The sequence below is a fragment of the Sphingobacterium siyangense genome (assembly GCF_023277505.1).
Taxonomy (GTDB): Bacteria; Bacteroidota; Bacteroidia; order Sphingobacteriales; family Sphingobacteriaceae; genus Sphingobacterium; species Sphingobacterium siyangense.
This window is the reverse complement of record NZ_CP080574.1, coordinates 3,505,254-3,531,243: the sequence shown is the minus strand read 5'-3', so window position 1 is coordinate 3,531,243 and position 25,990 is coordinate 3,505,254. Positions and strand designations below refer to the sequence as shown.

General features: G+C 39.3%; 23 protein-coding genes. 11 read left to right on the top strand and 12 right to left on the bottom strand.

Annotated elements, in window-relative coordinates; genetic code table 11:
- Positions 1 to 9: 9 nt before the first annotated feature.
- Positions 10 to 414: an NUDIX hydrolase gene (locus K2F45_RS14575; protein ID WP_075992819.1), complete on the bottom strand. Its 405-nt coding sequence runs from the start codon at positions 412 to 414 to the stop codon at positions 10 to 12.
- A gap of 99 nt (positions 415 to 513) precedes the next feature.
- A complete protein-coding gene (locus K2F45_RS14570; protein WP_198385914.1) occupies positions 514 to 1,164 on the bottom strand; it encodes an ankyrin repeat domain-containing protein in 651 nt (216 codons plus the stop codon).
- A gap of 407 nt (positions 1,165 to 1,571) precedes the next feature.
- Here K2F45_RS14570 and K2F45_RS14565 point away from each other — a divergent pair, with 407 nt between their 5' ends.
- Positions 1,572 to 2,783 carry an amidohydrolase gene (locus tag K2F45_RS14565; RefSeq protein ID WP_075992818.1) on the top strand — a complete coding sequence of 404 codons (1,212 nt, stop codon included), beginning with the start codon at positions 1,572 to 1,574 and terminating at the stop codon, positions 2,781 to 2,783.
- A 225-nt stretch (positions 2,784 to 3,008) separates the two neighbouring features.
- Positions 3,009 to 3,752, top strand: a complete 744-nt coding sequence (gene arr / locus K2F45_RS14560) for an NAD(+)--rifampin ADP-ribosyltransferase (RefSeq protein WP_075992817.1) — start codon at positions 3,009 to 3,011, stop codon at positions 3,750 to 3,752.
- Positions 3,753 to 3,784: 32 nt separating this feature from the next.
- Here the strand turns inward: arr and K2F45_RS14555 are convergent, their stop codons facing one another.
- Together K2F45_RS14555 and K2F45_RS14550 are read right to left on the bottom strand one after the other, a co-directional pair.
- Positions 3,785 to 4,369, bottom strand: coding sequence for a hypothetical protein (locus tag K2F45_RS14555; protein WP_075992816.1), 585 nt, complete (start codon positions 4,367 to 4,369; stop codon positions 3,785 to 3,787).
- Positions 4,370 to 4,693: 324 nt separating this feature from the next.
- Positions 4,694 to 5,260, bottom strand: coding sequence for a YceI family protein (locus tag K2F45_RS14550; RefSeq protein ID WP_075992815.1), 567 nt, complete (start codon positions 5,258 to 5,260; stop codon positions 4,694 to 4,696).
- Between the two features lie 199 nt (positions 5,261 to 5,459).
- Here K2F45_RS14550 and K2F45_RS14545 point away from each other — a divergent pair, with 199 nt between their 5' ends.
- Entirely contained in the window at positions 5,460 to 6,515 is a 1,056-nt protein-coding gene (locus tag K2F45_RS14545; protein ID WP_075992814.1) for an NAD(P)-dependent alcohol dehydrogenase, read from the top strand.
- Between the two features lie 16 nt (positions 6,516 to 6,531).
- On the opposite strand, the gene K2F45_RS14540 is transcribed toward K2F45_RS14545, so the two are convergent.
- Entirely contained in the window at positions 6,532 to 6,999 is a 468-nt protein-coding gene (locus tag K2F45_RS14540) for a GNAT family N-acetyltransferase (RefSeq protein ID WP_216640363.1), read from the bottom strand.
- Between the two features lie 322 nt (positions 7,000 to 7,321).
- Here K2F45_RS14540 and K2F45_RS14535 point away from each other — a divergent pair, with 322 nt between their 5' ends.
- Both K2F45_RS14535 and K2F45_RS14530 read left to right on the top strand, forming a co-directional pair.
- The gene (locus K2F45_RS14535) at positions 7,322 to 8,266 is read left to right on the top strand and encodes an aldo/keto reductase (RefSeq protein ID WP_248931750.1); all 945 of its coding nucleotides are present in this window, start codon (positions 7,322 to 7,324) and stop codon (positions 8,264 to 8,266) included.
- Between the two features lie 139 nt (positions 8,267 to 8,405).
- On the top strand, positions 8,406 to 10,121 hold the full coding sequence (locus K2F45_RS14530) for a M14 family metallopeptidase (protein ID WP_075992812.1): 1,716 nt from the start codon (positions 8,406 to 8,408) through the stop codon (positions 10,119 to 10,121).
- A gap of 45 nt (positions 10,122 to 10,166) precedes the next feature.
- Here K2F45_RS14530 and K2F45_RS14525 read toward each other — a convergent pair whose 3' ends face one another.
- Entirely contained in the window at positions 10,167 to 10,898 is a 732-nt protein-coding gene (locus tag K2F45_RS14525; protein ID WP_083663647.1) for a DUF3667 domain-containing protein, read from the bottom strand.
- 84 nt (positions 10,899 to 10,982) lie between these two features.
- Entirely contained in the window at positions 10,983 to 11,789 is an 807-nt protein-coding gene (locus K2F45_RS14520) for a DUF5694 domain-containing protein (protein WP_198385912.1), read from the bottom strand.
- A 149-nt stretch (positions 11,790 to 11,938) separates the two neighbouring features.
- Here K2F45_RS14520 and K2F45_RS14515 point away from each other — a divergent pair, with 149 nt between their 5' ends.
- Entirely contained in the window at positions 11,939 to 12,694 is a 756-nt protein-coding gene (locus K2F45_RS14515) for a response regulator transcription factor (protein ID WP_075992811.1), read from the top strand.
- A gap of 59 nt (positions 12,695 to 12,753) precedes the next feature.
- On the opposite strand, the gene msrB is transcribed toward K2F45_RS14515, so the two are convergent.
- Both msrB and dxs read right to left on the bottom strand, forming a co-directional pair.
- Positions 12,754 to 13,749 carry a peptide-methionine (R)-S-oxide reductase MsrB gene (msrB, locus tag K2F45_RS27565; protein ID WP_232475538.1) on the bottom strand — a complete coding sequence of 332 codons (996 nt, stop codon included), beginning with the start codon at positions 13,747 to 13,749 and terminating at the stop codon, positions 12,754 to 12,756.
- A 401-nt stretch (positions 13,750 to 14,150) separates the two neighbouring features.
- Positions 14,151 to 16,103: a 1-deoxy-D-xylulose-5-phosphate synthase gene (gene dxs, locus K2F45_RS14505; RefSeq protein WP_248931749.1), complete on the bottom strand. Its 1,953-nt coding sequence runs from the start codon at positions 16,101 to 16,103 to the stop codon at positions 14,151 to 14,153.
- Positions 16,104 to 16,176: 73 nt separating this feature from the next.
- Here dxs and K2F45_RS14500 point away from each other — a divergent pair, with 73 nt between their 5' ends.
- From K2F45_RS14500 to K2F45_RS14490, 3 genes are all read left to right on the top strand, one after another.
- The gene (locus K2F45_RS14500; RefSeq protein WP_248931748.1) at positions 16,177 to 17,595 is read left to right on the top strand and encodes an aminotransferase-like domain-containing protein; all 1,419 of its coding nucleotides are present in this window, start codon (positions 16,177 to 16,179) and stop codon (positions 17,593 to 17,595) included.
- A 76-nt stretch (positions 17,596 to 17,671) separates the two neighbouring features.
- Positions 17,672 to 18,187 (top strand): N-acetyltransferase, encoded by a 516-nt coding sequence (locus tag K2F45_RS14495; RefSeq protein WP_248931747.1) that lies wholly within the window; start codon positions 17,672 to 17,674, stop codon positions 18,185 to 18,187.
- Positions 18,188 to 18,396: 209 nt separating this feature from the next.
- On the top strand, positions 18,397 to 19,695 hold the full coding sequence (locus tag K2F45_RS14490) for a hypothetical protein (protein ID WP_248931746.1): 1,299 nt from the start codon (positions 18,397 to 18,399) through the stop codon (positions 19,693 to 19,695).
- A 152-nt stretch (positions 19,696 to 19,847) separates the two neighbouring features.
- Here K2F45_RS14490 and K2F45_RS14485 read toward each other — a convergent pair whose 3' ends face one another.
- Entirely contained in the window at positions 19,848 to 20,252 is a 405-nt protein-coding gene (locus tag K2F45_RS14485) for a helix-turn-helix domain-containing protein (RefSeq protein WP_075992805.1), read from the bottom strand.
- A 928-nt stretch (positions 20,253 to 21,180) separates the two neighbouring features.
- On the opposite strand from K2F45_RS14485, the gene K2F45_RS14480 reads away from it, so the two are divergent.
- Both K2F45_RS14480 and K2F45_RS14475 read left to right on the top strand, forming a co-directional pair.
- Positions 21,181 to 22,521, top strand: coding sequence for a M60 family metallopeptidase (locus tag K2F45_RS14480; RefSeq protein WP_075992804.1), 1,341 nt, complete (start codon positions 21,181 to 21,183; stop codon positions 22,519 to 22,521).
- 172 nt (positions 22,522 to 22,693) lie between these two features.
- Positions 22,694 to 23,023 (top strand): YegP family protein, encoded by a 330-nt coding sequence (locus K2F45_RS14475; protein WP_075992803.1) that lies wholly within the window; start codon positions 22,694 to 22,696, stop codon positions 23,021 to 23,023.
- A 105-nt stretch (positions 23,024 to 23,128) separates the two neighbouring features.
- Here K2F45_RS14475 and K2F45_RS14470 read toward each other — a convergent pair whose 3' ends face one another.
- Complete coding sequence (locus K2F45_RS14470; RefSeq protein ID WP_075992802.1) at positions 23,129 to 25,249, bottom strand: ATP-binding protein; 2,121 nt, start codon at positions 25,247 to 25,249, stop codon at positions 23,129 to 23,131.
- A 147-nt stretch (positions 25,250 to 25,396) separates the two neighbouring features.
- Entirely contained in the window at positions 25,397 to 25,915 is a 519-nt protein-coding gene (locus K2F45_RS14465) for a methylated-DNA--[protein]-cysteine S-methyltransferase (RefSeq protein WP_248931745.1), read from the bottom strand.
- Positions 25,916 to 25,990 lie beyond the last annotated feature (75 nt).

Sequence of the window (25,990 nt, the reverse complement as noted above, 5' to 3'; positions counted from 1 at the left end):
TCTGTTCTATCAATCGATAAGATTCATTTCCTTTAATCGGCTAAAGATAATCTGATCTACGGCAGAAGTCCTATGTTTGTCCTTATAGGTTAACCATTCAAATGTCTCGATTTCATTCGCTGGATGCAATACTCCTTCGAAATCAGAAAAGTAGCAGATCATTCTTACGAGCGTACCTTGATTTCGTCCATCGGCGATTGCTTCAAAGGTGCCCAAAAGGCGCATTGATTCTTCGACGATGTGCACAGAAAGCTCCTCCAGTATTTCTCTTTTTAAACAGGTAATATCGGATTCATTATTCTCTCGTTTACCACCAGGAAAGTAAAATTTTGTTTTAGTCTTGGAACGTGTGCTCAGGATTTTCCTATCTTTAATGCTAATTAAAGCAACTTTGTCTATTATTTTATGCTGCATATTGCAAAACTAGCCATTGAGAATGAAAAATCAGATAGCATAGTGAGATACTGCTTGAAATTTTATTCAAATTTAAGTTATTTAAAGGAAGATGAACCTTTATATTTCTGATGTTAGTATCTTAACAATTTCTTTGAAGCCTCTTTGTTTTGCGTGTTGCAAAGGGCTTGTGCCATTGAAGTCAGGAATATCCAATTTTGCCCCAGCATCTTTTAGAATCTGAATAATTTCCTGATATTTTTTACTTCCGTCACCGAGTACAACTGCTTCCATCAAAGCAGTCCATCCTAAACGATTGACATGGTCCAATGGGAAATTTTTGGTATTGGCCAATAATCTTACCGTTTCTACATATCCACGTTCACAAGCCGGGATTAAAGCTGTGCCATTATATCGATTAAATAAATCAAAGCGAGCGCCGTGATATAAGAAAAGTTTGACGAGTTCAACTTGCCCACTTGCTCCTGCGTATAAAAATGGGCTGTCCATATTGTCGGCCTGAAGGTTGACATCGGCACCATACTCTACCAATAATTTAGCCATTTCAATATTTCCGTTGTTTGTCGCGATAAGTAGAATAGAACGTTTATTCGTATCTTCACTATTCACGTTGGCATTATTTTCTAGCGCTTTTTTCACTCCCTGTAAGTCATTTTTGGTGACCAATTTAATAATCTCTTCCTGGGACGGATTTTCAGTATATGAGTTTTCTGTTAATGCCGATCGGCACGAATTTGTTATGCTCATCATTATCAGGAGTATTAAAGTTGTTTTCATCATTTTATTGTGCTGTAATTTTTTCGATAAAGCCGAAGAAGCTTCGCTGTTTAATACAAAAATAGTAGCTAAGGCTGTTTTTACAATGTGGTTTTCATTCCATCTGTTGGACAATTTATTACTACAGTGTATTTTAAGTGTCGTTCTCATTGGTCTCATGCTGGCTGAAAGCACATTCGTTGTAGTTTCACCTTATGCATACTGTTGAGCAAAAGTCGGCGCTGTGATAAATTGTTCAAGTATCGAGATGTATTCTGCAAAAGATCTGGGAGAATCATTGCGACCTTTGTTTTGGTGATACTGAATAATAAAAGTGGAAAAATAATACCGTTTCTATTGTCCGGTAATTTTTAGAGAAAAAGAATATTATCAAAATAAATATGAAAGCTAAAACATATATTTTAAAAAACGTACGGCTTGAGACAGGATTCGAGTTTGATGGAAAGGAAGTTATAAGCACAAATACGGCTTTATTCTGTGTAGAAGTTGAAGAGGGTAAGATCAAAGGAATCAAACCAAATACTGCAAATGCTAATGCGATCGATGCAAAAGGACATTTGATGTTGCCGGCTTTTAAGGATATGCATGCCCATTTGGATAAAATGTTGTTTGGTCTGCCATGGGAAGCTGTATCGCCAACACGGCATACCGTAAAAGATATGATCGCGTATGAGCAGAAGATGATCCCAGAATGGTTAAGCACCTCAGTCGAAAGAACGGGCAAAATGCTGAATTTTCTGCAGGCATACGGAACTGATTTTATTCGTTCACATTTCAATGTTGATCCAACATCTGGACTAAAATCGTTAACAAATTTGGAAAAGGCACTGGCATCGAAAAAACACACGGTAGAAGCGGAGCTGGTTGCTTTTCCACAGCATGGCCTCTATTATACGGATACTTTACCCATTTTGAAGGATGTTGCAAAACTGGATGCTGTTAGTTTCATAGGTGGAGTAGATCCGTACTCTTTGGACGGAAGTATCGAAAAAAGTATGGAGCAGATTACACAGTTGGCGCTTGATAACAATAAGGGAATTGACATACACCTCCATGAAATGGGAGAAAGTGGTATGAAGACAATCGAGTTTTTGATCGACCGTACATTGGAAAACCCCCAATTAAAAGGGAAAGCTTTTGTTAGCCATGCTTTTGCACTTAGTCGTCTCACAAATGTCGACGCTGAAAAAATTGCGGCACGTCTCGCAGAAGCGGGGGTGGGAATCGTGTCCTCTGTGCCCTTTGGCAATATGATTATGCCTATTCCGACACTTCGGAAATATGGGGTGGAGGTTTTGATTGGAAATGACAATATTCAGGATCACTGGAATACGTTTGGCTCGGGAAACATGCTGCAGAAAGCGAATCTTATTGCTGAGCTTTATGGTTATGGAACAGAATTCGGCTTATCTAGAACACTTGCTTTCGCGACACGCTACAAATTGCCTTTGGACAATAATGGAAATCAACAATGGCCGAAAGTGGGTGATGAAGCAAGCATGGTTTTTGTTGATGCAAGTTGTTCCGCTGAAGCAGTTTCTCGTATTTCACCGGTGACTTCCTTGATACACAAAGGCAATATTGTATTCTAAGGAGACCATCTATCGGATAATTTAGCTGCTCTCTGGAGGCCAACTGTTTTCAGGATTCCAGCGAGAAATATTGAAAATAAGAGAACAATTTTGTTGAAGAGCCGGTTATTCTTAATAACTGGCTTTTTACATACATAGCCTTGCTTAAGTCCTGATGTTACTAAGGGTGTTCACTTATAACTACAGCGAGGATAATATTCGGTTGAATAGATAATAATTTATACGATGGAATTTTCACCATTTAACGGGGTTGTCAAACTTTGCCTAAAAGGCATACAATTGGAAGAAAACGGTAGACACGATGAAGCGCTGTCCTTTTTTGCAGAGGGTTATCGGGAGGCAAGCGATGACCATGAGAAGTTTATTGCAGCCTATTTTGTATCCCGGCAGCAGAAAACGGTGTCGGATCGTCTGAAATGGCTGCACATAGCCTTAGATCACGCATTGGTAATCAGTGATGATCGGACTACCAGTGCATTGCCCAGAATGTATTTGAAGATTTGTGCCTGTTACACAAGTTTAGGAGAAGAAGCAATGGCAAGTGAATATGCTAGGTTGGCCTCTTCTTATAAGAACATTCCCTTTGATAAGGGACCTTTTTATCACGGTACAAAAGCAGATGCACAAATCGGCGACTTATTGGTTCCAGGCTTCAATTCTAACTATCAAGCCGGCTTCAAAATGAATCATATTTATTTTACAGGTATGATGAATGGGGCCGGACTTGCAGCGGCCCTGGCAAAAGGTGAGCGCAGCGAGCGGGTATTTATTGTTGAACCTACCGGTGATTATGAGCATGACCCTAATCTGACGGACCAGAAGTTTCCCGGAAATCCGACACGTTCCTATAGATCTGAATTTCCATTAAAAATTATAGGTGAGGTTGCTGAATGGGTAAAACCAGGTGTTCAGGAACTTGAAAAATTTCGTGATAAACTAGATCAGAATGGTGGCGAGATTATCAATTAAGAAACCTGGAGCGGTTGCTCCGGCAATTGGAATTATGTCTTACTGATAACAATCTTACTGATGACTTCAAAATCTGAAATTCGATAATCGTCGTCAAAAAATAACCCGTTGATATAACGTTGTATAGGATAGAACAGATCGGACGGTGTATCACCGAAAAACGTTTTGAAATCGTTCGGAATAGAATACAGATAATTGTATTGCCCTTTACCCAAACTGATACCGCCGATCTTTTTGAGATAACCCGTTATCTTATGTTTATTTTTGTTGGAGAATGCTTCTTTCGTCTCTATAAAATAATCTTCAATGTAAAAATTACGGATATCCTGAAGATTAAGTATGCTATTTGGAGCAGGTTTGATACGTCTTGAATAGGATACATCAACCAAAATACAACTGGCTTTATGCGCTTTCGAGAGATCAATAAAGTAGCCTTCATCGACCATAAGGTGTTTACTGTCTTTATATACACCGAGCAGCATTTCATTGATCTCCCGATCCGAATAATCGGATATATTAGAAGATCTTCCCAACTTTTCAAATGCGAGGTCACTTTCACTCCAATTTTTTCTAATTCTATTAAGCTCGTGTTGTTGAAAAGTTTTTATTTTCTCCATATATAATTTGTCTAACCTTACTTTAGCGAGTTTAAAGATAATTTTAAAACTTTACTTTCATCAATCTTATCGCTTGCTAAGTGCAATTTGAATCAAATCTAATTTAACAGAGTCTTTGTTTAGTGTTGTAGCACAGCGCTAATGCGCTATTTCTGAGGAAGAATAAGTGCCACACTGTTGGATTTTCCGTGCCGGTATGAGGTGACATCACAGCCTTAAGTAGTCTGTGTGTAAAAGCAGCTCGAGTAAATTATGTCGATTCTCGGTGCGATTATTCAATGAAGGAAGAGCCGCCTGTATTAACAGAGGGCTCTTATGAGGTTTTTATTTTACAGCCTTAAGCACGATATCTAAGGTGAATTCATCATCGATGGCGCGATTGCCTAAGTCGGAGAAAAAGCTTGCTGAACGATACTGTATATCAAAGTCCAGTCGATTTACCTTAACTCCTATAGCTTCAGCAGAAAGTCCGTCTGCAGTTGTGGTGACTTTTGCTGGAAAGGAGATCGATTTTGTTTTATTCTTAATCGTCAGATTACCCGTTATGATTGGATTACCTTTGCTATTATCAACTTTACTGATGACAAATTTACTGCTGGGGTAGGTAGGCACATTGAAGAAATCTTCATTTTTTAGGTGCCCGGTCAATTTAGGAGCATCAGTACAAGCCATGGAATTCATATCTATGGTAAAACCACCGCCGGTAATTTTCCCCTTTTCTGTCTGTACCGTTCCATCTTGTATATTGATTGTTCCCACATGTCCCCCGACAACTTTTTTCGCATTCCATTTGATTGTCGAATTTTGCGTGTTCACTTTGTAGCTTATCTTTTGGGCGAAGGCCATTGATGTTAAGCAAATAATTGCTAGCGTTAGACTGGTTCTTTTCATTGAAGTGATTTATATGAACTCAAATATACATGGTCTTGTGCGGATAGTTCTATGTTTAAACTTGTTTTTTTGTTTGCGCAGTGTCAATATTGTGCCTGCCTTTCTTTATTCGTCATCGATACCCGCTAACTTAGTACAGCGTAAATAGGGGATCGAAGATATCTTCGTATCCAAATTGTGGTCTATAAAAAAAGATAATATGATTAAGTCGAAAGGTTATGCGGCGAAAGACAGTAGTTCTCCACTTGAATACTGGGAGTTTGAAAGGAGAGAGCTTGGTGCAAACGATGTTTTAATAGATATCTTGTACAGCGGGATCTGTCACTCTGATATTCATCAAGTACATGATGAGTGGGGTGGAACACAATACCCAATTGTTCCTGGGCACGAAATTGTTGGTCGGATAAGTGCAGTTGGTCCTGGGGTGACTAAGTTCAAAAAAGGTGACCTGGCGGGTGTCGGTTGTATGGTTGCTTCTTGTGGCGAATGCGATAACTGTAAGTCAGACCAACAACAGTTCTGTTCAGAAAAAAAGACCGTCTGGACGTACAACAGTAAAGATGTGATGCATGATCACAGCTTTACTTTTGGTGGTTATAGCAATAATATTGTTGCGGATGCAGACTTTGTTCTGCATGTGCCTGAATCTTTGGATATTAAAAAGGTGGCACCGCTACTCTGTGCTGGAATCACCACCTATTCGCCATTAAAAAGATGGAATATTAGTAAGGGGCATAAAGTTGGCGTGTTGGGCTTAGGCGGATTGGGACATATGGCTGTTAAAATTGCAGTGGCAATGGGGGCAGAAGTCACAATGATAAGCCATTCACCACGCAAAAAGGACGATGCCGCGCTACTTGGAGCACACAAATTCTTAAACACCCATGAGGCTGATGAAATAAAGGAATTCTCCTCGTATTTTGATTTTATTATTGATACCGTATCGGCACCACATGACTATAATCTCTATCTTGCATTATTGAAAACAAAAGGAGTTTATATTTGCGTGGGGATTCCAGCTGCACCCATGGAAATTAATGGACGCTCAATCATGGGGGGAAATAAGATCCTAACGGCTTCCAGCATCGGGGGAATACAGGAAACGCAGGATATGCTCGATTTTTGTGCTGAACATAATATTCTACCCGAAACAGAAATGATTGATATCGATTATGTAAATGAGGCGTATCAAAGAGTATTGGATAGTGATGTGAAATATCGTTTTGTAATCGATATGTCGTCTATTGAAAAGTAATGAAAAAACAGGTCGGTTAAAGAGCCGACCTGTTTTTTAAAATCTTATCCTTGTCTGAGTACTTCATATGATATGAATGCTCATCTTCTCCGATAATTTCGAAACCAAGACTAAAGTAGAGCTTTTGCGCTTTATTGGTTTTTAATACATGTAATGAAATCGACTTCCCTTCGTAAATTGCTTCATCTATAAGATCTTTTAATATCTTTTTTCCTAGCCCTTTCCCTTGGTATCGGGGATCGATCTGTATTTGAATCAACTCGATATGAGCCCGTCCTTTCTCGGTTTTCAAAAGTCCGATAGGGATATGGTTGTATTCAATGATAGCAGCATGTTCAAATTTGTATTTAATTCTTTGTAGATGTGAATCCCTCGTTGTGGGTAAAGCAGCGGCTATAAAATGTTGGGTCATTGTCTTTAATCGTAGATCTAAAAGAAAAGTCAAATCACTTTCCATTGCTGGTCTATATACTATTGGGATCATAGATGATTGGGTTTTATCAATGTAATCTGTTCAATCTATCGAAGGCTTTATCTGACATGCTCAAAGAAGGTCAGATTGATATGGGCCATGAGTACGAAGATAAGATTTTTAACTATGAGCACAATGATCTGATCGAAAGTCGGCTGCAATTTAGTATAATCATAGTAACTGCGTACTAAATTGCAATAGCGTACTTTACTCTTTTTGACATTTAGATGTGAAGAATGCTGGCGTGGCTCAAGATGAATACCGTAACTTTAGCTTTATAGCTGTACTTGCATAGCGATTTTTTATTTAAAGGAACAATAAACAGATAATTTCAATGAAAAAGGTAGAAATACAACACACAGATTTGCAGATAGCTCCAATTAATTTTGGCGGGAATGTTTTTGGCTGGACATTAGATGAGCAAAAATCGTTTGAAATGCTAGATAAATTTGTAGGAGCAGGATTTAATTTTATCGATACGGCAGATACGTATTCTTGGTGGGTGAATGGAACCGGCGGGCAGTCCGAAGAAATTATTGGGAAATGGTTAAAAAGCCGTGGCAACCGTCAAAATATAGTAATCGCAACAAAAGTTGGATCCGAGATTAAGGAGCACGGGTATGATATCTCAAGAAAACATATTTTGAAATCTGCTGATGAATCGTTGCGACGATTGGGAGTAGATCATATTGATTTATACTATACCCACTTTGACGATAACGTAACACCTGTGGAAGAGACATTGTCGGCTTATGCTGACTTAATAAAAGCAGGCAAGGTACGTTATATTGCCGCTTCTAATCTATCGCCGATGCGGTTAACGGAAAGCTTTGATGTTGCGGAGAAAAATGGTCTTCCTAAATATATTGCATTGCAACCGCATTACAATTTGGTAGAGCGTGCAGGTTTTGAAACAGATTATGCGGGATTGGTCGAGAAGTACGGTTTGAGTGTATTTCCATATTGGTCCCTTGCTGCAGGTTTCTTGACCGGTAAATACCGTACTGAAGCTGACTTTGATAAAACGGCTAGGGGGGGTGGGATCAAAAAATATTTTGATGCTAAAGGTAAAGCTGTCCTAAAAGCGCTCGATGTTATCTCCGAGAAACACGGGACAAAACAGGCTACTGTAGCATTAGCATGGTTGTTGGCTAAACCGCTAATTACCGCTCCCATTGTAAGTGCTACAAGTGAGAGTCAATTGGATACGCTATGTGCGGCGCCGACTCTTAAATTAGATACGGAAGATATTGAATTATTAAATGAGGTCAGCAAATGAAATAGTGATAAAGCGTAAAAACAAAATCCCTACATTTCTTAGGGATTTTGTTTTTATTGGGAAGCCGTTCCTAATAGAAGGTAGAAATTGCTTACGCATTTTAACAAGTTTATCGTAAATTGGAGCCTAAATTGATCGTATGAAACAGTTCCTGATATTATTTTCTTTCATGCTTTTTGGCAGAAGTTATGCGCAAATACTTACACCTTATGAACGGGGTAATGGCAATCAATCGGCAACTTTTGAGGAAATGCGGGCATATTATCAGGAATTGGCACGGAAATATACAACAATTCACTATGAAACACGGGGAGAAGACGATAACAATAAACCAATAGATGTTGTTGTATTTAATCCGTTTGGAAAGACACTGGAAGTGGCTAGGGAAGAGAAGTGCGTTTTATTGGTCAACAATGGTATTCATCCTGGAGAGCCAGACGGTATTGATGCGACTATGATGCTGATGCGCGATTTGGCGACAGGAAAGATAAAGGCACCTCAAAATGTTATTGTTGTTGCGCTGGCGAGTTATAATGTGAGTGGGATGTTAAATCGTGGGAGCTTTTCCAGAGCTAATCAAAATGGCCCTGAAGAGTATGGTTTTCGTGGAAATGCAAGACACTATGACTTAAATAGGGATTTTATTAAGACAGATACTAAAAACTCGCGGAGCTTTCAGCGGATTTTCCAATGGGTCAAACCAGATGTTTTTATAGATAATCATGTCAGCAATGGAGCCGATTATCAGTACACCTTCACCTATATCTCAACAAACAAAGAACGTTTAGGAAACCTTTTGGGAAATTATTTTAACAGCCACATGCAAAAGAACTTACTCAAGGATCTCCAAAAGAAAGGATTTATGTCTGTTCCCTATGTCAACATCCACAACGATGTGCCCGATGGTGGTTTTCCAACCTTTATGGATTCGCCAAGATACGCAACAGGCTACACCAGTCTATTTAATGTAATCGGAACTGTTGTGGAAACACATATGTTGAAACCTTATCAAGAACGTGTCAAAGCGACTTATGACTATATGCGTTGTAACCTGGATTTTATCGAACAGAATTATAAGGTGATTAAACAAAAAAGAGCTGAAAACCTAAAGCAATATCAAATAGGGGATAAATATGCCATAGCATGGAAGCTTGATTCATCAAAATATGAATCGCTGGAATTTAAGGGCTTCGAGGCAAAATATAAACCAAGTGACGTTTCTTCGAAAGATAGGTTGTGGTATGATAGAAACGCTAAGTTTTCAAAACAAGTTAAGTTATATAATACATATGTTCCGACAAAAGAAGTGACGATTCCATCGTATTATGTCATTCCGCAGTCTGAATGGAAAGTTATTGAATTGTTGACACTCAATCAAATCAAGATGATTCCGCTTAAACAAGATTCTGTTATTGCGGTGGAACAGTATAGGATTAAGGATTTCAAGACAACTTCAAGTCCATATGAAGGACATTATTTACATTTTGACACCAGCCTCCTTAGGGACTCTAACAAGGTAAACTTCAGTGCCGGTGACTTTTTGGTCCCTTTGAATCAGGACGGTGTGAAGTTTCTGCTGGAAACCTTGGAACCTGAAGCAATAGACTCTTATTTTAATTGGAATTTCTTTGATGCGATCTTAGGACAGAAAGAATACTATTCAGCTTATGTTTTTGAAGATACAGCAGCCAAGCTTCTAAAAGAGAATAAAGATTTAAGATCTGCCTTTGAACGCGAAAAGATGAACAACCCTAAACTTGCTGCAAGTAGTAGTGCGCAGCTGGATTGGATATACAAACATTCACCTTATTATGAAGAGTCACATCTTCTTTATCCCATTTATCGCATCAATTGATGATGGTGGCTTCATAGATACATGTCTGCATCAGTCAAAAAAATGCTATTTTATAAGTACATCCAATGTAATACCAATGAAAAGTATGACGATCAAATAGGAGAAAAAACCTATTATTGAAGCGGCAAATGCTTTAAAATAGTTGATCTTTTTAGCTTTATCAAAAAACTGTCCTATGGCCCAGGAGTAATATATACAAATTACTAAAGTTGCATATAGGATTAAACTTTGGTGCGTGATACCGTCAATTATTGCAAAAAGTGCATAAATTAACATTGTCATCCCCATAATAAAACATAATAAGATGATGATTTCAAAAAGATTATAACCGTATTTTTTAAAAAATAATTTAGTCCAAAGGGCAATAAAGAACCCCATAATAATGTTAGCATAACCATAATGACCTTGTAGCCATCGAAAGATGTTAGTTGTGATGACGAGTTTACTTTCAATACCATGGCTGTCGATTGATTGCAGATAGCGCTCTTCAGTATGGAAAAAGTGGGCAATAATAGAATACACTAAAGATGTGACAATAACGAAAATAATAGGTTTGACCAGTCGGCTGCGATTTTCAGAAATGTAGTTTTGCACATTCTTACCTGGAGCTGTCACCAATTCTCGAATGGTATAGAGAATACCGCGTTCAAAGTGAAGCACATGTTCTATTTCGTGGGTGATGTAATGAGCGTCTATCCTTTTTAGCGTCGCAGGTTGGCCACAATCGGGACAGAATTTTGATGTAATGCCCGTGCCACAGTTTCTGCATGTTATCATGTTGAAGTGTTTCTTTAAGTAATTAAGGTTTGTTAATCTGTTTCATTCGAAAGTCGCCAAAAGAGTCTTTGCTTACCGATGGTTTTATTGAAGGTATTCGGCAACCTCTACGAGTTTGTATTTGGGGCTCCGTTGCAAAAGTTCACCAAGGAAAGCTGCGTGAGTAGCGCCCGTGATTAGCAAAATTCGATCCTGCCCAGTGACTGGGATCTGATTTAAATTGGAGAATATCCGTAGATTTCTTCGGTAGAATTTACTGGCTTCATCTGCTCCTTCAAAATTACCTTTTGTACTGCTGTAGGTTAAGATATCGGCGTTTACATTGATAAACTTTTGCAAGGTCTCTTTTTGATTAAATACCTTTAATTTTTCTAAAATGGAGAGTTTATCAATATGGGTGAATTCCTGCATAATTTTTCCCATGTAGCTTTTATAGGTTACACTGTCTACCTGATTCTCCAACTCATTTGCAATGTTGTAATTATAAGCAGCAGTTTGTTGTTCATCAATTCCATAAATTTTTTTTACCCCTGCAAGTTTGCCAACTTCATATGCAATTATGGCTATTTCACCACCGAACTTAGCTTTATATCCTTTATCTTTAATAAAAGAGCTGTAATCGCCGTTCAATTCTTCGTTTTTTTCAGGAATGATTTCCACGCAGATGATAGTTGGTTTAAAGTCTGCCAATAGTTTGGCTACTTGGTATGTTTCTTTTCTGTTTTTTTGATCTTTTTCGTCAAATTCCACTTTATGTGCATCAGGCGTATAGCTCATGTGAAATGTCCCAAAATTTAGAACCTCAATTTTCTGCTGTGCATAGCTGTTTCCAAAAAATAAGATCCCGATAGCGATTCCAATATTTCGAATTTGAATAGTGTTAATAAGCATTTGTGTAAGAAGTGGTTTTATGTTTTTTCCGGCTTTTCGTTCAGTTAGCTATATTTCTTAGCTGTTTTGTCCAAAAGTATTACAGTTTGTCCAAATAAAAGCTACACTTGAGTGTAGTTTTAATTAACTTCGACATTTAGAATTTCGTTATGGATTTTAACGCGCTATTTTCACAAAAAAATACTGTTGATCGTCTTTCAGAAAAGGACATCCAGCAGACCCACGGCTATATTGAGCTCGTCAAAGCCTTCTCACGGATTACTTATCAGAGTATTTACCTAATCGATTACCAAGCTAAAAGTTTTGAGTTTGTTTCAGACAACCCGCTGTTTCTAGCTGGTTTAACAGCCAAAGAGGTGATGGAAATGGGCTATGGCTTTTATCAAAAATATGTTCCATCTGATGATTTCCAGATGCTCATTACGATTAACGAAGCGGGGTTTAGCTTTTATGAAAAAATACCCATTGAGGAACGGAAGCTTTATGTTATATCGTATGATTTTCAGATACAAAATGCACACAACAAGTTTATTTTAATTAATCATAAACTGACACCTGTTTTTTTGACAGAAGAGGGGAAAATATGGAAAGCAATTTGTATCGTGTCTTTATCCACTAATATATCTTCAGGTAACGTGACTATCGAAAAGTTGCACTCCAACTTAGTATGGGAATTGGATCTGTTGACTGGGAAATGGAACTCCCAAAAAAAGATTAATCTTACCGAACGTGAAATAGAGATTTTACGTTTTTATCATCGAGGTCTGACCATTCATGAAACTTCGGAGAAAATTTTCGTTTCCATTGATACGGTGAAATTTCATCGGCGAAAATTATTTGAAAAGCTAGGGGTAAGCAACATGAATGAAGCATTGGTTTTTGCATTGAATAATAGGTTATTATAAGGGTAGCCTGAAGGATTCTGAAATGTTCAGAGCAAGCGCCTCCAATGAGGCGCTGCAGCCTATTTTTTTACCAATAATGGCAAATACTTTTCGTAACCCTGTGCTTTCATCTTGTCTTTTGGAATAAATCGAAGTGAAGCACTGTTTATACAATAGCGCAGACCACCTTTATCTGCCGGTCCATCGTTAAAAACGTGGCCAAGGTGTGCATCACCAGTTTTGCTGCGTACTTCCGTTCTGCGCATCCCGTACGAATTGTCGGAGTGTTCTTGAATCAGGCTATCGCTAATCGGTTTGGAAAAACTGGGCCACCCACATCCCGATTCAAATTTATCTGTAGAAACAAATAAGGGTTCTCCGGTTGTGATATCGACATAAATACCTTCCCTAAATTCATCATTATAGGCATTGTCAAACGCGCGCTCCGTTGCACTGTTTTGTGTAACATCGTATTGCAATGTAGTCAACTCTTTCTTCAAGGTCTCCTTATCTGCTTTTTTATACGTGTTTTTAACGTCCGCTTTCGCTTTTTCGGGGTTGGCATTTCGCGCAAGTTTAAATAAATCAGGGCTTATATGGCAATAACCGCCAGGGTTTTTGTCCAGGTATTTTTGATGATAAGCTTCAGCATTATAATAATTCTGTAAAGGTTCTATTTCCACCACGATTTTGCTGTTGTATTGACTTGCTAAAGCAGCTATCTGTTCTTTGATAACAGCGGCATCATCCGCATTGGTATAATAGATTCCTGTACGGTATTGTGTACCGATATCGTTGCCTTGTTTATTTAATGAAGTTGGATCAATTGTTTTGAAGAAAAGGTCTACGAGAAGCTTTAGATCGACAAGCTCCGGGTCGAAGGTTACCTTTACCGTTTCGGCAAAACCTGAGGTTCCTGTCGAAACTTGTGCGTATGAAGGGTGCTGAAGGTTTCCATTGGCATAGCCAACTTCGGTTGCCGTGACCCCGCGGACTTGTTTAAAGAAATGCTCAGTTCCCCAGAAGCATCCTCCGGCAAAATAGACAACATGATCTTTTTGATTTATAGTATTCATAGTATTTTGTATTGACGGTTTTGAATCTTTCCCTTTTTGTGAAAAGCAAACCTTGCTGATCAGAAATAAGCCTGTCGCTATAGCAAGGAGGACGAATAAGTGTTTCATGGTATGAATTGCTACATGAAAGAAACAACATTGTTTCTTTCATGTAAGCCACAAACACCGTACCTTTCTGGATGTTTGTCTTAGAAGATATAAGCAGTTTTGGTTCTTATAGATTCTTTTTACAATTGAAAGACGAAGTAAATCTATGAAAGGCATGTCCTGACAAAAAGACCTTTTAGGAAAGCTTCGCAAGCTGAATGTCTGACAGGGTCGGCCCTTTGCTGTTTAGATCCTATGATCAGACCAAATGATAGTTTAATCTATATTGTTTAAGCACTACTATTGTGACTAAGTTAACTGTTTGGGGAAGACTCGTTCGGCTTAAGGCTACACCCTGAGCCTGCCGATTCGAGCGGGCCCGTGTATAGCTGTCTCACCGTGACGATAATAGCCTGCTTATTGTAGTAATAAAGTTGGTGAAGCTGTTGCTGTGTACCCTGTACTGCAAAAGTATCGGGCAAGCCAAGTCGCTTCAAGGTCGCTGAGTAGCCATGTTCGGTCATAAATTCCAGTACTGCAGTTCCTACTCCACCAGCTATACATCCATCTTCAACAGTGATGATATAGGAATATGATTGGAATACTTCATGTAATAACGCTTCGTCGAGCGGTTTAAAGAACCGTAGATCATAGTGCCCAACCTGCATGCCTTCCCGGAGCAGTTCGTTGCATGCGTCCTGTGCATATTGACCAACGGGCCCAAGAGAGAGTATGGCAATGTCTTGCCCTGAACAAAGCCTTCTTCCTTTTCCAATTTCAAGTCTTATAAATTTGTCTGATTGCTTCTCTCGACCACCTGGGCCTTTTGGGTAGCGGATTGCAAGCGGTCCGTCAAGAGTGATGTCCTGAGCCGTGAACAACAAATTTTTAAAGTCTGTGAGCGTCATGGGCGAAGCGCCTGCGATGTTGGGTATACAGCGAAGAAAAGCAATGTCGAATGCCCCCTGATGGGTGGGGCCATCGGGGCCGACAACGCCGGCCCTGTCGATACAGAACACGACCGGTAATTTCTGTAAAGCGACGTCGTGGATTAGTTGATCATAGGCGCGTTGTAAGAATGTCGAATAGATCACACAGAAAGGAAGTAGCCCATCAGCAGCAAGGCCTGCGGAGAAAGTAATGGCATGCTGCTCGCAGATACCAACATCAAAAACGCGGTTAGGCATCTGCTGTTTCATTGCCGTCAGCCTGCTGCCGGAAAGCATAGCTGGGCTTATAGCGATAATACGGCTATTATGTTGGGCGAGCTGTATCAGCGTTTCGCCCAGCACTTGCTGAAAAGTTTCCTTGTAGAGTTGCGGTAGTTGGTTTTCTAACCGTATACCTGTCAGTTTGTCGAATTTCCCTGTGGCATGCCATTCCGCCTTGTTTAACATGGCTGGTGTAAAACCTTTTCCTTTTTGTGTTACACAATGCACTATTTTGGGCCCGGGGATATGCTTCAACTGTTCAAATATTTTGATAAGCTTGTGGAGGTTATGACCATCCAGTGGTCCAAAATAACGTATTCCTAAGGCCTCGAAAATATTGCTCGAAGCAAATAGCCCTGTTTTTATCAATTTCTCTATTTTTCTAATCGCAGCAATTGACCATTGTGTCCGATCTTTATGGGATGACAGCAGCTTTTTGATCTGTGATTTGAACTGATTATAGGCTTGCCCCGAGGTCAGGTCGGTCAGATAGTTTTGTAGGGCTCCCGTACCGGCATCAATAGACATATCGTTATCATTTAATATAATCAATAGGTTAGGCTGTTCGAAACCTATATTATTTAAAGCTTCGAATGCTAGACCGGCAGTCATGGCGCCGTCGCCGATAACAGCGATGTGTTGACGGCTGTTATCACCCTTATACCTGGCTGCGCAGGCCATACCCAGAATTGCTGATAGGGATGTGGAAGAATGACCTGTACCAAAGGCGTCAAAGTTATTTTCTTCCATAACAGGAAATCCGCTTATGCCGCCTAGAAGTCTGTTCGAATGGAAGCGAGCCGCTCTCCCTGTGAGTAGTTTATGGATATAAGCCTGATGACCAACGTCCCAGATCAATTTATCCTTAGGGGTGTTAAATACATAATGAACTGCTATAGTAAGTTCTACAACACCAAGGCTTGAACTAAAATGACCGCCATGTGTAGCAATATGGTCAATGAGGAAGTTTCTTAGTTCCTGACTTAATTCGGGTAATACCTCCTGTGGAAGAGCACGTAATTCGCTAGGGCTATTGATTTGATAATTACCTGTCATTTCTTTTTTAGACAAATTTAGATTGATTAGATTTGCGATACAGGTACAGTATAGGTAAAAGTGATCAATACAGATGAAGAGCTATAAATTTGAAATTTTTACACAAGCAATTGAGAAAAATATAAAATCAGGAGTCTATAAACCGGGGCAAAAGCTGCCTTCAGTACGCGAGTTTAAAGATTACTACGGTTTAAGTATGAGTACTGTTCAGTCAGGTTATGAGTATCTTATGATTATTGGTTTGGTGGAGAGCGTTCCGAAATCTGGCTATTATGTCAGTGCGAAGAATGAAATGCTGGCAGAACCGGAAGGGCGTCGACGTCCACCGGTAGTAAGGGATGCTGTCTTTGAGCAAGGGCTTGGTCTGACAACAGCGTCACCTGTGGGGCGGGGTTTTTCGGAATTTAATGTTGCTGCCCCGGGGGACCTTCTTGTTCCGCAAAAACTTTTACTTCGGACCATGCAGCAGGTCATTCGGGAACAAGGGGCGGGGTTACTACGCTATTATCCATCTAACGGTTCGGTACAATTGAAGGACAATATTATCAGGCGTGCGGCCTCCTATCAGACCTTACTGCATGCAGATGAACTGCTGATCACAGATGGCGCCCTGCAGGCTTTGTATATCGCCTTGGCTGCTGCATGTGAAGCCGGAGATATTGTTGCTGTGGAAAGTCCGTGCGTATTTTCTGTATTGGAGGTCATTCGGGTGCTCAAGCTGCGCGTTATTGAAATTCCTGTTCTTACTAAAGATGGTTTTGATATAGACTTTTTTAGACAAGCATGTCAAGGAAGTGCTGTAAAAGCAGTCGTCCTAACACCGAATTTTCATAATCCAACAGGTATTTTGCTCTCAGATGAACAGAAAATTGCTTTATTGGCGATTGCTCATAAATATCATGTTGCTGTAATCGAGAACGATATCTATGGAGACCTGAACTTTCAGGGGAGCAGACCATCCACACTAAAACAATTTGATGAAAGCGGATTGGTCATGACGTATTCATCGTATTCAAAAACCCTGGCACCTGGAATTCGGCTGGGTTGGTTAAGCACAGGGCGATTTCTGAAAGATGCTGAACAGATCAAGTTTGCATTGGGCAGTACAGTTTCTCCTCTGAATCAGGAGACCGTAAACCGTTTGATCGGTAGCAGCAGTTACGATCGGCATATTCGTTCACTGAAGATGCAACTGGCAAAAAATGCCTATCTGGCCACCAACCTAATCGCTTCCAGTTTTCCTGAAAAAACCAAAGTGATCACACCTGCAGGTGGGTATAATCTTTGGGTTAAAATGCCTGAAAGTACAGATATGGCGGATTTTTACGCGCAGTGTGAAAAAATTGGTGCAAGATTTACGCCGGGCTATACGTTCTCTTTTGCGAATACTTTTGAACATTATTTTAGGTTGGTCATCGCGGACAAGTTTTCTGCTAAACGAATAGAAGCGATCCAGCATATAGGTCGTTATTTATGTGGGAGCCTGTACTGATGCTAAATGAACAATGTGTATCGAATAATAGCAAGTGATAGCATGTACATTTGTGTATTTAATAGTAGATGCACATATGAATATAGTCACAAAATTTACGGTAGCAACAGAGCAGGGAATTGAAGCGTTGTCAATGCTCACCAAAACTCTAGCCCTAGAAAAATTCGGCAGCTTAGTGGAGCCAGCTGAACTAGACAATTACATTGTTGATAGTTTTAATTCCAAAACACTTGTCAACGAAATAAACAGTATGTCAAATCAATGGCTGGTAGTATATGCTAACGATCAGCCGATGGGTTATGCCAGAATAACCTCGAAAGGGCAGAAGCCGGATGGCTTGGCAGGTAAACGTGTGATTCGAATCGCGGATTTCGGTGTCTGCCAGCATGAGGCTTTGCAGCAAATGGAGGTATCATTAATGGACAAATGTCTTGCCGTCTGCAGTACCTACGACGTGATTTGGATCAATGAACCCTTAAAAAGTTCGTTGATCGGACTTTTTGAACAGAATGGATTTGTAAAACAACCAGGTATTAGCAGACTCGATGGATTGAACTTGGAATCAGTAGTATATCTCAAGGAGACTTTGTAGTTCAAAGAGTCTTTATATTGATGTATAAACACAGCATAGTCTATGTTGAGCAAAAAAGTACACATATTAAGTGTGCTTTTTTTTGTTTAATGATAGATATTTTAGTGATATAATGTATTTTTAGGGATTTAAAAGAAGATGTTTGTCAAATTCTAATAATCTCTTTTTAACTAAAAAATATCATTTATAACCGTTTTCACAAGTGTTTAATGAAGAAAATATCTATAACGTTTCTATATCTTTTGCTCAGTGCATTAGCGCTTGGACAAGAATCTAAGGAGACAAAGCCAGACAGTATCGTTCAATATTTTAGTGAAATTAAAACTGCAACTAAAATTGGTTATTCGTTATGGAATAGGGATTTATATGGTGATATTATTTTGGTGGAGCCTCAGACACGACAGCTATTTAGTAATAACTTTGGTGCCGATAGTTCGTTTGTGCAATATAAAAATAGCTATATTGGTAAATTGCCCGACAGTGTAAATATTGCCAATACGTCTTTAACGTGGAATGGCCGCACTTGGGCGATGATTATGTTGCCTTTATCTAAAGGTTATTATGCACGGATCAATTTGTTGGCTCATGAATTGTTTCATTCCGCACAATCGGCTTTGGGCTTCGTTCAAAATAACAGCGAAAGTACCCATCTGGATCAAGAGAATGGACGGATATACTTACGTTTTGAATTGGAGGCGCTTAAAAAGGCGGTTTGTTCAGACGCGCAAGATGAACAACGAATGCACTTGAAGGATGCTTTGATTTTTCGGAAGTATCGAAATTCACTTTTTCCAGGCTCTGCCCATATTGAAAATCAATTGGAACTTAATGAAGGGATTGCAGAGTATACCGGAGTAATGATCAGTGGGAGAGATAAAGAAAAAACAAAAAAACATTTCATTGATGTAATAGACAGATTTTTCAAGAATCCCACTTATGTAAGGTCTTTTGCCTACAATACCACGCCCATCTATGGATATATAATGAGTTTAAAGGATTCGCTTTGGAATCAAAAGATTTCAGTAAATACAGATTTAACTGTATTCTTTATGCGCGAATTGAACGTTGAACTTCCGAAAGATCTTGCAGCAACAGTAAAAGCCATTACAGCGGAATATAATGGAAAACAGATATTCACAGAGGAACAATTACGAGCGGAAAAAATAAAGAAGCAAATTGCATTATATCGTTCCTTGTTTGTGGAACAGCCTCATATGACCATTAAATTTGAGAAAATGAATGTGTCTTTCGATCCGAGAAATATCCTCCCAATCACAGATTTGGGAACTGTTTATCCAACCATAAGGATCACCGATAACTGGGGGATTCTAGATGTCAAAAGTGGGGCGCTCATGGCGCCCAATTGGGATAAAATAACCGTTAGTAGGCCTACTAAAATCGAAGGACAGCGAATAGAGGGTGAGGGTTGGGTGATGCAACTCAAAGATCAGTATACTGTTCAAAAGGACGAATCGCTGAATAATTACAAGCTTATCAAAAAGCAGTAGCTGCACTATCTTGATTTTTATCCACTGTGCAGCCTTATTGAATAAATATTAAATGTTGGTAAATGCATGAGTATCATGAAACATCGTAAAAAGGTTTACCTAAAGATATTCAATTTTTAACTATCGAAATGAGAGATAGTCGCTGGACAAGTCTAAACATAATCCAATGCGTTTAATGCTCTAAATTTTCGCGGACTAAGACCAGTATGCTTTTTTATAAACCGTGTTAATGATGCTGATGAACTAAAACCATAATACGAAGTCAACTCTTTAATCGGAATCTCCGTAGAAGCTAGTTTTTTGGCAATCTCACCTGCAACAATTTCCTTGACGATCGTGCTGGGTGAAGTTTCATTACTTGAAAGCGTCAATCGATGTAACGCTATTCTTGATATATTGAGCTTTTTCAAGTAGAATTGGAGGTCCCAGTGATTCTGGGGATACTGGTGAATAAGATTTTTAAATTCTACTAGAATGGGGTGTTCTGCTAGTAGCAATGCTGAATTTTGATCCAATTGATTTAACGTTTCGTTTTGTTCCTTTATGTAGTTTTTCATGTTTTAAGATAATCGCTCGTTATTGCCGCACTATAGTGTATAGGGCTATAGTTTAGGTTAAGTGTTCCATCAATCTTGTTTGAATGCAAGCAAAATTAGCGTATTAATTTCATAGTGTACTGTTCGAATTTAACGATTCGCTTTTTAAAATTATAATTTTTTATCACCGATTGTGGTAAAACTAACCTGCAGCAGACTCTCACTGGAAAATAGGCGGATGGATAAAAACCTGATTCCAATAATAGAGAAATAGCTTTTTTTAATCTAATTTTTGACTGCTATTTTTTTATGATTTTATTTTTCATTATTCTTTGTAGTATAGATGTTTATGTTTGTTATATGTATTAAAAGTTAGGTAAAGAAATAGGCGGGTTATAACTTTTGGTTATACTTTTTTTAGGAGGTTTTAAGCTTCACGTAATGATTAATCTACGTCAAGAGAATGATATATAATTTTATTGATGGTAACAGATGCGATGATTATGTGCTGCCATGTTAATCCCTTATGATGTAGTGTTCGAGGGAATAGCGTTGGGGCTGTGTAATTAGTTTGAATAACATCTAGCTTCTATAGCAGTAGAGAATAAGGGGGGTACTTGTTTCTTATCATTTTTTTAAAACAGATTTTCTTAATAATTATTTGAAATTCATCAAAGCGAAAAGGTTTTCGTTGATTGTGCAAACGTTTGATGTGGAGTGGTTGATTATTTTTCCGTACAATATATTATATCTTGCTTTTAGATTATGAACTAAAATACTTTGCTGAAGGTGAAGTGAATTCTTTGCATGGATCATCTGGTTTTCAAGTTTCGATGAACCATAAATCGATCAGAAAAATAAAAACTTCGAAACAGCCGCTGAGGCTTTGAAGGGTGATCTAAAAGAAGGGTGGACAATTAATACAATTTATAAACTTTAGTTAAAAATTATGAGAAAGACCGTGTTTTCCTTAATCGCGATTTTAGTGATCGCTATGACTACTTCCTGCCGGAAGGATGGGAGCTTAATGTACACTTTACTGAACGATTCCAGCGCAGAATCCCTAGCAATAGCGGATTCGGTCCAACTATTTAAAGTAAGTCCTTCCGCTGCAACTGAGGTTGATAGACTTCAGTTTCGAGCAAATCATAATGAAATGCAAATGACCGGATTTTATGTGGCACCAAACAGTACTATAACCATAAAAGTGAAAGTCAACTCGGGGACGACAGCAGCACGCTTGGCGATCGGGACGCCTTTTAGAGACAATATTAGACCAGTGCGGCAGTATTTCAATCTGCAGGCAGGTACGCAAACGTTCACAGTGGACCAATACGGGGGCTTGGTTTATGTGATTTATACAGCTGATAACTACACAACAACTGGAGAAATAGAGCTTTCTTTTGGCAATGGCTTTATCCCGGTGCCTTACTTTCAAAAGGGAATTACCACCCATGAACAATGGGTAGCTACATTGGATTCGTTGAAAAATACCGTGCCGGATGTCGTCTTCTCGTCAGATCACACCATTATGGTAACCAAAATTGCCGATGCACTATTGTATAAGAACGAAGATCAACAGCTTATTGTGGATAGACTGGATTCAATTATTGGTTTTTCCAATCGTATCAGTGGTTTGAATGGTACGAGTGGAGTCCATGCCATACCATATAATAAACACCTGATTACCGTGAGAGATTCGAGTGCAGGTGGTTATATGGCTGCCGGTATTTCAATTTATTTTACCGATGCTTTATCTTATCGTATGTTGCAGCCAAAATACCTGTCCAATACAAATGGATGGGGAATATGGCATGAAGTAGGGCATACCTATCAACAAAAAGCTTGGACCTGGGGCAATCTGACAGAAACAACCGTGAATGTCTATTCTCTAGCCAGTGAAAGGGGATTTGGATTGCCGGTAAGCCGGGTGACTGCCAATAATTCCTGGCCTAAATTGACGACTTACTTTCAGAAAAACATCGCGGACCGCAACTTTAATTCAGGAGATAATGATTTGAAAATGATTATGTTTCATCAGCTTTGGCTAGGATTTGGTGATGATTTCTACATTAAACTTAGCAAAAGAACCCGCGAGAATAGACCCACAGTTTCAACAGACGCAGAGAAAATGCGCTATTTTATGCTGTCGGCATGTCAGATTGCACAAAAAGATCTTTCGGATTTTTTTAGAAAATGGGGTTTTAAAGTCGATGAATCTGTCTATACGGCGATAAGTGATCTGAATTTGCCGGCTCCTACACAAGATTTAACCGCTTTAAGAGATTAAACTGTCTTTCGTACTGTGACGTTGAATCTGTTAGTACATATTTATAGGAAGTATGTACCTTATTGATGATAAAAAAATTAATCGTTGTTTTACAATAAAAACATTGAAAAGTATTACCTTTAGTATGGAAGTTAATTCCGATAACCACATATTTATTTAATTAATTGAGAAAATGGGTAAATTTGAAGTAAAAACACGGAAAAATGGAGAATTCCAGTTTAATCTAAAAGCTGGAAACGGACAGGTGATTTTAAGCAGTGAAGGCTATACAACTAAAGCAAACTGCTTAAATGGCGTTGAATCTGTAAAAAAGAACGCTCAGGACGATAACAAATTTGATCGTAAAACTTCTACGAACGGTAAGCACTACTTCAATCTCAAGGCTACCAATGGCCAAATTATTGGAACCAGCGAGATGTATGAGAGCGCAAGTGGTATGGAAAATGGCATTGAATCTGTCAAGAAGAATGCGCCTGATGCGACGGTTGAGGAGATAGCCTAAGTCTATTTTCAAATGCCGGACTACTACACGTAAGTGTAAGCAGTCTGTCAATAAGCACGTAGGATTTGATAGTAAAGAGCCGGGTAAAAACCGGCTCTTTTGCGTTTATTTTTCTGTTGTCGGGAGTGGGATGGAAAACCAGAAACTACTGCCCAAACCCACGATGCTATCAACTCCTATCTGACCCCCGTGTTTTTTGATTATTTCAGCGGAAATATAGAGCCCCAGTCCAAGCCCCGAGTAAGATTTACCTTCGTGATTAGCTCTATAATATCGATCAAAAATAAAAGGCTGTACTGCTGGATTAATACCTTCACCTTGATCTTTAACGGTTATTTTGATACGATCTTGCAGTTGTTCAACCGTAATATTGATTTCTCTCGATTCTGGGGCATATTTAACGGCATTATTGACAAAATTGACAAGGACTTGTTCAAGACGTTGTTCGTCAGCAAAGATATCTGCATCGAGATCGCCGGTAATATTAACTTGATGGTTGCCTTGGGATATGATATTGTGACAACTGGAGGTAAGTATCTTTGATGCCTTGAAGGTAGTTTTTTCGAGATGAAGCTGCCCTTCACTGATTCGATGCATATTGAGCAGGTCGTCAACAAGTGTAACGATCTTTTTGATATTGACAGCAGACTGATCAATAAGTCTTGAAATGATGTCACTTCCAGTTTTGTCTTTGAATCGTTCCAGCAGTTGAATCGTTCCCTTTAATCCCGTGACGGGCGTCTTTAGTTCATGGCTGGCAATACCCAGGAAATCATCTTTTTGTGACTCATAATTTTTCCGTTTTGTGATATCCGCCACTACACCAATGAGGTGAGTCGCATTACCTTCTGCATCGTATTTGGGAAGACCCGACGCATTGATCCAATGCAACGATCCATCAGGCCAACGGATGAGATATTCAGCGTGATAAGTGGTCTTGTTCTGGATAGCATCCTGAACTTTTTGATAGACCATTTCGCGGTGATCCGGGACGATGCTTTGCGTGAGGACGTCATAGTCAAAGCGATCGTTTTTAGTGAGGCCAAAATTGAGTTTACAGGTTTCCGAGCAGTCCATTTTACCTGTTCTTATATCGCGATTGTAAGAACCGAGTTCACCAGCTTTTAATGCAATTTCTAGCTGATAGTTGAGGGCTTCAAGGTGTTCGTTTCTTTTGATACGCTCCGTAACCTCATTGGCGATGACAATAATAGACTCCGTTTCACCTTCATCATTCTTCAACGGCTCATAGGTGAAATCAAAATAATGGTCGCCCAATACTCCCATAGACTCAAGTCTTGCGTAGGCAGTGTCTCCAATATAATTTTGGCCAGTAGTAAAGACATCATCCAATATCCCCAAATAAGGCTGTCCCTGTAATTCCGGAAGTGCTTGTGCTAGTGGTTTGCCGAGAATAACCTCTGTTTTGCGCCAGAGTTTGAGCATCATATCGTTGGCAACTTCAATGACTAATTCACGGCCTGTTAAAATCGCAAAGGCTATTGGGGCCTTATCTATAAAGGATCTGAATCGACGTTCACTTTTTTTGAGGTTTTTGTTGAGCAGCACTGTCAAATCATAGGATTTGTTGAGCTGGCTATTGGTACGATAAAGTTCATTGTTGGCAAGCTCCATCTCGTCATTAAGCTCGAGCAGCCGTTGTTGCATGGTTGCCATAGTAATATTGACACCCTCAAGCTCATCAATTTTATCTATGGAAGAACTTCGAAGCTCGATTTGATCCATTGCGGTTCGAGCAAGACCTTCTAATATCTGTCGATCAGCTGCAGTGAAAGCGCGCGGATGTTTGTCGATGACGCACAGTGAACCGATCATAAAACCATCATGCGTAATAAGTGGTGCACCTGCGTAAAACCGTAGTCCAAAATCACCAATTACATTTGGATTGGTCAGTAGGATATCTTCTTTCAGTGTATCTTCAAAGACCGTTACTTTCTTGTCCAGAATAGCTAGACTACACAAGCTTTGCCCTCGATTCGTTTCCTTTGTGGTGCCCATGCCAATATTTGCTTTGAAATAGACAGATTCTGCATCCACCAGTGAGAGCAATGCAATAGGGGCATTGAAGATTTGTGTGGCTAATTTTGCAATTCCATCAAAACTGGCTTCAGAAGGGGTTCCAGTTATTTTATAGCGTCTGAGGGCATTCAGTCTGTCATGTTCATTTTCAGGCATTATATCCATTCCAAACGTATTCTCTATCATAGTGACCGTGTAATTCTTTTCATAAAGATATAGTTTTAATTACAAAAGCGGAGATGCAATTTTTTTTCTCTTCATCGGCAATTCAAAGATTCCCTGAAATGGTTGGTATACCGCAGGAATAACATGCTCCAAGGCTAATAATCAGCGTTAAAGATCGAATAGTGTTGGGGTTTGATCGTGTTGTTCAAGGTCCAGCAGGATAGACTTATTGCGAATGCCCCCGGCAAAGCCAACAAGCTTGCCCGAGGTACCAACTATCCTATGGCAGGGGGCAATGATGGCTATAGGATTTTTATTCAACGCGCCACCAACGGCCCGGACGGCTTTGCTGTCGCCAAGTTGCTGCGCCAGTTGACCGTAAGTCCTGGTCGTACCATAGGGAACACCTAAAAGCACTTCCCAGACCCTGATCTGAAAGGCTGTTCCCTGAAAATCAAGCGGAATATCAAATATCTTTCTTTTTTTTGCAAAGTACTCATTCAGCTGCAGTTCTGTCTGTATTAAAACTGGAGCTTGTTCATTGTAGGTTGCTGTAAGAAGTTTTGTGCGGATATAATCCTTGTTCGCCCAAACTAAACCTGAAAGTTCCTTTTCGGTAGCGATTAAGTGTATAGGACCAACTGGTGTGTCGATGATTTTATATACATAATTGGCATTTACTTCCATATTTCCTTTGCGTCAATGTGTATTAGGGGTAAATCTACAAAAATGAACCTATATTGAAGCACATAAAGTTTCTCG